Genomic DNA, 10,462 nt, shown 5'->3' on the forward strand with positions numbered 1-10,462 from the left:
AAAGTTAACTTAAGACCAATTAGCTACTTTCGCATTCATGGACAAACCTAGCCCAGTCATCGGTCATAGAGTGGACAAGTCAACCCTCATCAATCTAGAAAAAGGCAAAATACCGCCTCAAGCAGTTGATTTAGAGGAGGTTGTGCTTGGAGCCATGATGATTGACAAGAAGGGGGTGGATGAAGTAATCGATATTCTGCATCCCGATGTCTTTTACAAGGACGCGCATAGGTTTATCTACGAGGCCATCTTCAAATTATTTGAATCTTCAGAGCCTGTGGATTTATTAACCGTTTCCTCGGAACTCAAGAAGGAAGGGAAGCTGGAAGCTGTAGGAGGGGACTTTTATTTGATAAAACTCACCCAAAAAGTAGCCTCTTCGGCGCATATTGAGTTCCATGCGAGGATTATCCTTCAAAAATACATCCAACGGAGCCTTATCAAGATTTCCAGTGAGATCATTGAAAACGCCTACAGTGATTCCACCGATGTTTTTGATCTTTTGGATGATGCAGAGGCGAAATTGTACGAGGTCACCCAAGGCAACCTAAAGCGTTCTGCCGAAACGGCCCAGAACCTGGTCATTCAGGCAAAGAAAAAAATTGAGGAAATTTCCAATAAGGAAGGACTCAGTGGAATCCCATCCGGATTTGATAAGTTGGATAAGCTTACCTCGGGTTGGCAGCCCAGTGACCTTATCATTGTGGCCGCACGTCCCGGTATGGGTAAAACGGCCTTGACGCTATCCATGGCCAGAAATATTGCCGTGAATTCCGGTAATGCCGTGGCCTTCTTTTCCTTGGAAATGTCCTCCGTACAGTTGATCACCCGTTTGATTTCCTCGGAAACCGGACTTTCATCTGAAAAATTGAGGACCGGAAAATTGGAAAAGCACGAATGGGAACAGTTGAACGTAAAGGTAAAGGCCTTGGAAAAAGCCCCTTTGTTCATTGACGATACGCCATCGCTTTCCATTTTTGATTTAAGGGCCAAGGCAAGACGATTGGCCTCGCAGCATAAAATTAAACTGATCATCATCGATTACTTGCAATTGATGACCGCCGGCGGAAGCCAAAAAGGAGGAAACCGGGAACAGGAGATTTCCACCATTTCCCGAAACCTAAAGGCATTGGCCAAGGAACTTAACGTGCCTGTGATAGCACTTTCACAGTTATCAAGGGCGGTAGAGACCCGTGGGGGCAGCAAGCGTCCCATACTTTCCGATTTGAGGGAATCCGGGGCCATTGAGCAGGATGCGGATATTGTATCGTTTATCTATCGACCTGAATACTATAAAATTGATGAGTGGGATGATGAAGAGCGCACCCCCACCCAAGGTCAGGCCGAGTTCATTGTAGCCAAACACCGTAACGGAGGTTTGGAAAATATTAGGTTAAAATTTGTGGGCGCTCTGGGTAAATTTGATAACTTGGATGACTTTGACTCCCCATTCGAATTCCAATCGAAGATGAATGCGGACGAAGAAAATCCCTTTGCAACCCCAAATCTTCCCAGCGCGGACGAGGCTTTTGGGAGTGCAATGAACAGTGATGATGACCCAGATGACAATGACGTCCCATTCTAATAAAACTACTTTTTTGTCACCTCGAGCGCAGTCGAGAGGTGTCTTGCTTCTTTTTTCTCTGCTGTTTTCTCTTTCCTCTTTTGCATCGGTCATTCTCATTCCCATGGATGCCGAGAGTCAGGAAAATCATTTGAAAGCCTACGGAATCACCTATTGGGTACTTTCCAAGCAACAGAAGGTACAGTGGCTCTTGAATTATCGCGGAGGTTCTTTTATGATGCCCGATGGTGAGGCCATCCGAAAGGAGTGTCAAATTCGTGGGGTTTCCTTTGAGGTGCTGTCCGATGGACAGGCGGAACAGATTTTGGATGAAATCAGTAGTCCATCTCAGAACCAAGATGCCGTTATTTTGGAAAAAGCTCCCAAGATAGCCGTGTATTCCCCCAAAGAGAACCAACCTTGGGATGATGCGGTGACCATGGTGCTCACCTATGCGGAGATTCCCTATGTTACCGTTTATGATGAAGAGGTGTTGGGGGATAAGCTGGCGCTTTATGATTGGTTGCATTTACACCACGAAGACTTTACGGGCCAATATGGACGGTTTTATGGGGCTTACCGGGCTGCTCCTTGGTATATTGAAGGGAAAGAACAGGCGGAGGCGTTGGCACAACGATTGGGGTATGCAAAAGTATCCGACGAGAAATTGGCGGTTGCCCGAAAAATCAGGAACTATGTGATCGGTGGTGGGTTTATGTTTGCCATGTGCTCCGCCACGGATAGTTTTGATATTGCCTTGGCCGCGGAAAATGTGGATATCTGTGAACCCATGTTCGATGGAGACCCTTCGGATGCCAATTATCAAGGAAAGTTGGAGTATGGAAACACCCTGGCCTTCACCAATTTTATTTTGGAGCGCAATCCACTCAGATATGAGTTTTCGTCCATAGATATGACCAATAAGCGAGGCAACGTGCCCAAGGAGTCAGATTACTTTTCGTTAATGGAGTTTTCGGCAAAATGGGATCCCGTGCCTACCATGTTGACCCAAAACCATACATCCTTGGTAAAAGGGTTTATGGGACAGACCACCGCCTTTACCAGAAAGGAGATAAAACCTACGGTCATGATTTTAGGAGAGAATAAGATTAATGGAGAGGCCCGTTACATCCATGGAATCAAAGGGAAGGGATTTTTTACATTCTATGGCGGCCATGACCCCGAAGACTACCAACATAGGGTAGGGGACCCCAAGACGGAACTGGAGTTGCATCCCACCTCACCGGGGTATCGCCTTATTTTGAACAATGTACTTTTCCCTGCCGCCCGCAAGAAGAAGCAGAAAACCTAAGCCAATTTTTCCTTGAAAAAGGCCATGGTGCGTTCCCATGCCAAATCCGCTGCTGCTTGGTCAAAACGGGGAGTGGTATTGTTATGGAAACCATGGTTCACTTCCGGATAAAAATGGGTTTTATAGTCTTTTCCCAATTCCTTGAGCTTGGCTTCATAATCTGGCCATCCTTCATTGACCCTTTGGTCCAGTTCGGCATAATGGATCAGTAAGGGAGCATTTATTTTTTCAACATCAGCATCATCAGGCTGTCCACCATAAAAAGGAACTGCAGCGGCCAAATCCGGTACCTTTACGGCCATCATATTGGAAATCCATCCTCCAAAACAAAAACCTACTACGCCCACCTTGCCATTGCAATCTTCATGGTTTTTAAGATAGTTATAGGCAGCGATAAAATCCTCCAGCATTTCATTCCGGTCCCGTTGGCGTTGCAAGGTCCGGCCTTCATCATCATTGCCGGGATATCCGCCCAAAGGGGTAAGGGCATCCGGGGCCAAGGAAATAAATCCTTCCAAAGCAGCCCTTCTGCCTACATCTTCAATATAGGGATTTAGCCCTCTGTTTTCATGGACCACCACAATGCCCCCCAGTTTACTTGAAGCACTTTTGGGTTTGGAGAGCAATCCGCGGATATTACCCCCGCCTTTTGGCGAGCTATAGGTAATGAACTTTGAATCTAATGATGGGTCGTTAGGCTGTACCACAAGGGTATCCTTGTAATTGGGCATGATAAAGCTCAAAAGCGAGGGCAGGGTGATTCCACCTACCGCATAAAGCGATAGTTTTTTCATGAACTCCTTACGATCTATTTTGTTGTGGGCATAGTCGTCGTAGAGATCAAAAACCTCTTGTTTAATGTCTTCTTTTTTTAAAGTTGCCATGGGATAAATGGGTTGATGAATTCCTATGAAGTTACAAATAATAGTACACTATTGGTCGCATTGGCATCAATCCGTGGTTGGTACGGTGTCTTTGGGTTGTCGCTTAGGCCATGCTTGACTGATCATATGGTTGATGATAAGCCATTCCCCATTCCTGTTTTTATATACTCTTAAATGATTGATGTGTCTATCGTCCATTTGGGAGCCATCGGGCCATTGTTGGTTCTTTCGGATATTCAATGACCTAACCGTTGCAATGGAATCATTCAGAAAGATAATTTCATTTTCACCATAATCGTTTTCACCAGACATGACAAAATCCAAATTAAAAATGAAACCAAGTAACTCCCTTAATTCAGTTTTACTTTGCACCCGGTCACCAAAAGCATTGGTCCAATCAGTATCATCGGCATAATACTTTAGGGAGAGTTCCAAGTCCTTGGTTTCCCAGGCTTTGTCCCATGACTCAATACTTTCATTGATCAGGGTTTTGGCCTTGTCGTAATCGATAGGTGTTTCCGGTTTTTGGGTGTTACAGCCCATGAGAAGACCCAGAATTGCAAAGGAAAGTCCCAAACGTTTCATAAGATTGATTTTTATTGGGTTGACTTTATAGGGGGAGAAGCTTCCTTTTTATAAAAGGCTGCTAATCATAAAGATATATAAAAAATCAATCTGTAAATGGGATATTAGATAAGTTTCTCCAAAACCCGTTCCACGCCAAATTCATTATTGCTTGAAGTCTTGTATTGCGCTACCTTGAGCACATTGGGATGGGCATTGGCCATGGCAAAACTATAGTTGGAAAGCTGTAACATTTCCAAATCGTTGTTATAGTCCCCGAAAACCATGACCTCGTTGGAGGTGATTTGGTGTTGGTCCATAACTTTTTGAAGGGCATAGCCCTTGTGTGCATTCTGATGTGAAATATCTACCCAATTGGCTCCGGATACCTTCACTTTTAGCGAATCCTCCAAAGATTTCACAGCAGGATAAATATGTCTTTCCGAACTTTCAAAATGGTAAATGGCAATCTTGAGGATTTCCGTATCCACTTTGGTTTGGTCTTCAACCACTTCAAACTCGGAATAGTATTCCCGAAGCAGGTTCAAAAAATCATCAGAATCTGGGTTGGCAAAGGCGCCATGTTGACTGCAAAGCACGGGATGCGCATTGCTCAAGGGCTGTACAACAGCCAAAATACGGTCCACTTCAGATTTGGTAATGGGCGTGGTAAGCAATACATCACCTTTCTGTTTCACTAAAGCGCCATTTTCTGCAATAACAATGATATCGTCCTTTATGGAATGCAATTTGTCCACCATGCTGTTGTATTGGCGACCACTGGCAGCTACAAAAAGAATATCCTTTTTTCTGAGCTCGTCAAAAATTTCAAAAAAACGGGGGCTCACTTCGTGATTGGAGTTCAACAAAGTACCGTCCATGTCGGTCACCACCATTTTGATCTGCGATAAATCCATTGTCCAGAAATTAAGCTGCAAAGGTATTTCTTATTGGGGGAATGGAAGAATCCCTTTTGGTAAACTTTATATTAATTTAGTGCCGTGCTTTTAAATGTCTATGGATTTTTACCAAAAAGAATTACAATTACGATCATATCCCCGAGGGTTTCATCTGATTACGAATACCATTTTGGACGCCATTCCTGAATTGAAAAAGATAAGGGTGGGAATGTTGCAGGTATTCATAAAACATACTTCGGCCAGTTTGACCATTAATGAGAATGCCGACCCCACCGTCCGAACCGATTTTGAAAGCCATATGAACCAAATGGTTCCTGAAAACGCAGCGTATTATGTGCACACCTATGAAGGTCCAGATGATATGCCGGCACACATCAAAGCTTCACTAATGGGTGTTTCGGTGCAGATTCCCATTACCAACGGAAAACTGAACCTGGGAATATGGCAAGGCATCTATCTTTGTGAACATCGTAACCATGCTTCTGGAAGAAGGTTGGTGGTTACGGCTTTTGGGGATTAGTATCTTTTTTTGACGATTTTTTTGGCCCAGGTCTTATACATTTTCCCTGAGGGGTGCAGACTGTCGGATGCTATCAATGAACGGTTGAAGGCGGCTTTTTTGGATAGGTCGGTGATTTCTATAAACTGTACCTGATATTGACTGGCCACATCCTCAATAATGGAGTTGTAGGTCTCTAGTTCTCCGGTAATCTTTTCCTTATCCTTAAAACGTGCATAAGGAGTAACACTATAATCAGGTATGGAGAGTACAAAAACATTATCGGGATTGTTGTTGGCCAATCGGATGGCCGTTTCCAGCAAGGCAGGGAATTCAGCCTTAAAGGTGTCAAGGGGTAAGCCTTGATACTGGTTATTGACCCCAATCAATAAGGAAACCAAATCATAGGTTGGTTGTAAGTCTTCAGCATTGATATGGGTAATAAGGTCGGTGGTGGTCCAACCTACTTTGGCCACTATTTTGGGTGATGCGACCGGGATTTTCTTTTTGTTCAATAGGCCGACCAGTTGTGCGGGCCATCCATTGTGTTGCACCTCACCTGTGCTTTCCGTATAACTGTCTCCCAAGGCCAAGAAGGTAATGCTGTCGTTCTGTGAAAAAATGGGAGCGAAACTTAACAGGAAGAATAGGGTAACAACGATGGTTTTGTACATGGTATCAATTTTACCGAGACCTTAAAATACAAAAATCCCGCTCCATGGAGCGGGATTTTAATAAGCGGGGTAAGTTTATATTGATTTTTACTTTACTCTATCCACGATGGCTTTGAAAGCATCGGGATGGTTCATGGCCAAATCCGCAAGAACTTTTCTGTTAAGTTCAATTCCGTTGGATTTTACTTTGCCCATGAATTGGGAGTAAGACATTCCGTGCATACGGGCACCGGCGTTGATACGGGTGATCCATAGTGAGCGGAAGTTACGTTTTTTGTTTCTTCTGTCGCGGTAAGCATATAGCATTGCTTTTTCTACCGCATTTTTGGCTACTGTCCAAACGTTTTTACGTCTTCCAAAGTAACCTTTGGCTTGCTTCATCACTTTTTTTCTTCTAGCTCTTGAAGCAACTGAATTTACTGATCTTGGCATAATGATTCATTTTTTTGTAGCAGGCGGTCGAGAATGGTGAAGTTTTAAGTTGTAAATGCTAAATGATTTTTTCTGAACTTAAAACTAAAAACTTAACACTTTAAAGAGCCTGACTCCATGGTTATTAAATAATGTACCGGTTGAACAATTATTTTAAACGTAATTGTTCTTTGATGCTATTCACATCGGATTCGTGAACCAATGTTGAATGCGTCAACTTAAGCTTACGCTTTTTGGATTTCTTGGTCAAAATGTGACTCTTGAAAGCGTGCTTTCTTTTGATTTTACCAGAACCGGTAAGCTTAAAACGCTTCTTGGCACTGGATTTTGTTTTCATCTTAGGCATTTTCCTAGTATTTAACTCCGCTTATTATATGCTGAACTTAGTTCAGTATTTTTTATTTCTTATTGGTTTTTGGCGCAATGAACATGGTCATACGTTTACCTTCCAATTTAGGCATTTGCTCCACTTTTCCAAGTTCTTCCAGTTCTTGGGCCAGTTTTAGCAGTAATATTTCACCTTGGTCCTTATATACTATGGACCGTCCTTTAAAAAAGACATAGGCTTTTAGTTTGGCACCATCCTTCAAGAATTTTTCCGCGTGTCGCTTCTTAAATTCATAATCATGGTCATCTGTCTGTGGGCCAAACCGTATTTCCTTGATGACTACTTTGGTGGCTTTGGCCTTTAGGGCCTTGTCCCGTTTCTTTTGTTCGTAAAGAAACTTTTTGTAGTCTATAATTTTACAAACCGGAGGATTGGCATTGGGTGATATTTCCACCAAATCCAATTCCTGCTCTTTTGCGATATCCCTTGCTTTGGAAATGGGGTAAACTCCCATTTCAACATTGTCCCCTACCAGCCTTACCTCGGGGGCTTTGATCTTTTCATTGATATTGTGAGGGTTTTTGTTTTCCCTCCTGGGTTGGGGCTTAAATCTTCTTCGTATTGCTATGACGTATACTTTTTAATTAAACTCAATTTTTTAGAACGACTTTAAGGTACTATTTATTTCAGTAGATACCAAGTCGGAAAATGCATCGGTGCTCAAACTTCCCAAATCTTCGCCGCCGTGTTTCCGTACCGATACGGTTCCGGATGCTTCTTCCTGCTCTCCAACAATGAGCATAAACGGGATTTTTTGAAGTTCTGCCTCACGGATTTTTTTCCCTACCGTTTCATTCCTCTTATCAATGAGCGCGCGAATTTCGTGATTTTCCAGTGAATTCAAAACTTTTTCCGCATATTTTTCATGTTTCTCACTGACGGGCAGTACAATAGCCTGTGTTGGAATAAGCCATAACGGGAAATTTCCCCCGGTATGTTCCAGTAGCAAAGCTACAAAACGTTCCATACTTCCAAAAGGGGCGCGATGGATCATTACCGGTCTGTGCAACTCATTGTCACTCCCTTTGTAGGTAAGGTCAAAACGTTTGGGAAGGTTGTAATCTACTTGTATGGTGCCCAATTGCCAGTTTCTGCCTAGGGCATCTTTCACCATAAAATCCAGTTTTGGACCATAAAAAGCGGCTTCACCACTTTCAATCACATAATTCAATCCTTTTTCTTCTGCCGCATTGATGATAGCTTGTTCTGCTTTTTCCCAATCGCTCACATCACCAATGTATTTTTCAGGATTGTCCAAATCCCTTACGGATACTTGGGCCGTGAAATTGTCAAAGCCCAAAGAATTCAATACATATAAGGATAGGTCTATCACATTTTTGAACTCTTCATTCAATTGTTCCGTAGTACAAAAAATATGGGCATCATCCTGAGTGAATCCACGTACGCGGGTAAGCCCGTGGAGCTCCCCACTTTGCTCATATCTATATACGGTGCCAAATTCAGCGTAGCGCTTGGGTAAATCTTTATAACTAAAAGGGGTGCTATTATAGATTTCACAGTGGTGCGGGCAGTTCATTGGTTTCAGTAGAAACTCCTCATCCTCCTTAGGTGTATGGATGGGCTGAAAACTGTCCTCCCCATATTTGGCATAGTGTCCAGAAGTCACATAAAGTTCCTTTTGGCCAATGTGCGGGGTAACCACCATTTCATACCCGGCCTTTTTCTGGGCTTTCTTTAAAAACTGCTCCAAGCGCTCACGAAGGGCGGCCCCTTTGGGTAGCCACAAGGGAAGACCTTGCCCTACCTTTTTGGAGAAAGTGAACAGTTCCAGTTCCTTGCCCAGTTTTCTGTGATCACGTTTTTTGGCCTCTTCCAATAGCTCCAAATACTCGGTAAGCTCTTTTTGCTTTGGAAAGGAAATACCATATACTCGGGTCAATTGTGGATTGTTTTCATCACCTCTCCAATATGCTCCGGCCACACTCAATATTTTAATGGCCTTGATAATACCTGTATTGGGGATATGTCCACCGCGACATAGATCGGTAAATGTACTATGGTCGCAGAAGGTTATGGTGCCGTCCTCCAAATTTTCAATAAGCTCAACCTTATACGCATTGTTTTGGTCTTTATAATATTGTAGGGCGTCCGCTTTGGAAACACTTCGCATCTTGTAATCATGTTTGCCTCGGGCAATTTCCAATGCCTTCTTTTCAATGGTTGGGAAATCCTTTTCAGAAACCGTGTGCTTCCCAAAATCCACATCATAGTAGAATCCGTTTTCAATGGCAGGTCCAATGGTGAGTTTAATTCCTGGGTACAATTCTTCCAAGGCTTGGGCCACAACGTGTGAAGTAGAGTGCCAAAAAGCTTTTTTGCCCTCACTGTCATTCCATGTATATAAAGTAAGGGTGCCATCTTCGGTAAGTGGGGTGACTGTTTCCACAACGGTGTCATTGAATTTGGCCGAAATGACATTCCGGGCCAAACCTTCACTGATACTTTTGGCAACCTCCATAGGTGTGGTGCCTTTTGAAACTTTCTTTATCGCGCCATCGGGCAATGTGATTTCTATCATTCGTCTCCTTATTTTGAGATGGTGCGCAAAGATACTATCTTGAGTTGATGCTACAATACTTACATTATATATATGTATTAATTTTCTACATATGATAAGATGATTTTGAAGTTTGAAAAAAGTTGTATTTTTATCTGCTTTGTTTTCAATTAGTTGAAAGTTAATGTGTCCGGAAGGCAAAAAAACTCTTGTTTATTTAGGAAACGGTGTTACATTTGCAGCCCGAAAAACAACAAAGGGTTTGTTTTTTAGGTAAGTTCAGAAGCTCATTGATATACTGTTTTGATAAGTCGGAAAGGCTGAGAGAATTATTTAAAAAAGCATTGTGTAATCAAAAAAAGCATTTTACATTTGCAGCCCGAAAAACACCAAGGTGTTTCAAGGGAAAGTTCATGTAAAAAGGTTGTTTTTTGAGGTCAAGAAAATGTTTTGAATTTTTTTTTAAAAAAGCTTGCCGGTTTAAAAAACAGTTGTACATTTGCACCCGCTTAACCAAAGAGGTAGAGCGGTTGAAGCCGAAAGAAGATTGATTTTAATGAAATTGAGGTTCGGTTTTTGAATAATAAAGAAGTTCATATACATATTGTAACGACAGCGTAAAGAGAATTAAGAACCATTTTGATGCGGGGACTCTGGTTTCCGGGTGTCGGACAGACATTCAAGGAAATACAATGAAGAGTTTGATC

General features: G+C 42.6%; 11 protein-coding genes. 3 read left to right on the plus strand and 8 right to left on the minus strand.

The features are described from left to right. The first annotated feature begins 37 nt into the window (after positions 1–37). Together dnaB and ACPD8L_RS17155 are read left to right on the plus strand one after the other, a co-directional pair. Entirely contained in the window at positions 38–1,585 is a 1,548-nt protein-coding gene (dnaB, locus tag ACPD8L_RS17150; RefSeq protein ID WP_116219440.1) for a replicative DNA helicase, read from the plus strand. Beyond that, complete coding sequence (locus tag ACPD8L_RS17155; RefSeq protein ID WP_116219453.1) at positions 1,569–2,876, plus strand: asparagine synthetase B; 1,308 nt, start codon at positions 1,569–1,571, stop codon at positions 2,874–2,876. The genes dnaB and ACPD8L_RS17155 overlap by 17 nt, the downstream gene beginning before the upstream one ends. On the opposite strand, the gene ACPD8L_RS17160 is transcribed toward ACPD8L_RS17155, so the two are convergent. The 3 genes from ACPD8L_RS17160 to ACPD8L_RS17170 form a co-directional block, all read right to left on the minus strand. After that, positions 2,873–3,760 (minus strand): dienelactone hydrolase family protein, encoded by an 888-nt coding sequence (locus ACPD8L_RS17160; RefSeq protein ID WP_423944869.1) that lies wholly within the window; start codon positions 3,758–3,760, stop codon positions 2,873–2,875. The two genes, ACPD8L_RS17155 and ACPD8L_RS17160, sit on opposite strands and share 4 nt — an antisense overlap. A 66-nt stretch (positions 3,761–3,826) precedes the next feature. Then, positions 3,827–4,345 (minus strand): YybH family protein, encoded by a 519-nt coding sequence (locus tag ACPD8L_RS17165; RefSeq protein ID WP_423944872.1) that lies wholly within the window; start codon positions 4,343–4,345, stop codon positions 3,827–3,829. Between the two features lie 104 nt (positions 4,346–4,449). Continuing rightward, positions 4,450–5,241, minus strand: a complete 792-nt coding sequence (locus ACPD8L_RS17170) for an HAD family hydrolase (protein WP_423944875.1) — start codon at positions 5,239–5,241, stop codon at positions 4,450–4,452. A gap of 100 nt (positions 5,242–5,341) precedes the next feature. On the opposite strand from ACPD8L_RS17170, the gene ACPD8L_RS17175 reads away from it, so the two are divergent. Beyond that, positions 5,342–5,764, plus strand: coding sequence for a secondary thiamine-phosphate synthase enzyme YjbQ (locus tag ACPD8L_RS17175; protein ID WP_423944877.1), 423 nt, complete (start codon positions 5,342–5,344; stop codon positions 5,762–5,764). Here the strand turns inward: ACPD8L_RS17175 and ACPD8L_RS17180 are convergent. The 5 genes from ACPD8L_RS17180 to thrS form a co-directional block, all read right to left on the minus strand. Beyond that, positions 5,761–6,417, minus strand: a complete 657-nt coding sequence (locus ACPD8L_RS17180) for an SGNH/GDSL hydrolase family protein (protein WP_423944880.1) — start codon at positions 6,415–6,417, stop codon at positions 5,761–5,763. The genes ACPD8L_RS17175 and ACPD8L_RS17180 overlap by 4 nt on opposite strands. A gap of 87 nt (positions 6,418–6,504) precedes the next feature. Further along, positions 6,505–6,849, minus strand: a complete 345-nt coding sequence (gene rplT / locus ACPD8L_RS17185) for a 50S ribosomal protein L20 (RefSeq protein WP_116219445.1) — start codon at positions 6,847–6,849, stop codon at positions 6,505–6,507. Positions 6,850–6,997: 148 nt separating this feature from the next. After that, positions 6,998–7,195: a 50S ribosomal protein L35 gene (gene rpmI / locus ACPD8L_RS17190; RefSeq protein ID WP_073181711.1), complete on the minus strand. Its 198-nt coding sequence runs from the start codon at positions 7,193–7,195 to the stop codon at positions 6,998–7,000. 52 nt (positions 7,196–7,247) lie between these two features. Then, entirely contained in the window at positions 7,248–7,799 is a 552-nt protein-coding gene (gene infC / locus ACPD8L_RS17195) for a translation initiation factor IF-3 (RefSeq protein ID WP_262709767.1), read from the minus strand. 36 nt (positions 7,800–7,835) lie between these two features. After that, a complete protein-coding gene (thrS, locus tag ACPD8L_RS17200) occupies positions 7,836–9,776 on the minus strand; it encodes a threonine--tRNA ligase (RefSeq protein ID WP_423944883.1) in 1,941 nt (646 codons plus the stop codon). Positions 9,777–10,462: the final 686 nt, after the last annotated feature.

Source organism: Flagellimonas algicida, from assembly GCF_049629585.1.
GTDB lineage: Bacteria > Bacteroidota > Bacteroidia > Flavobacteriales > Flavobacteriaceae > Flagellimonas.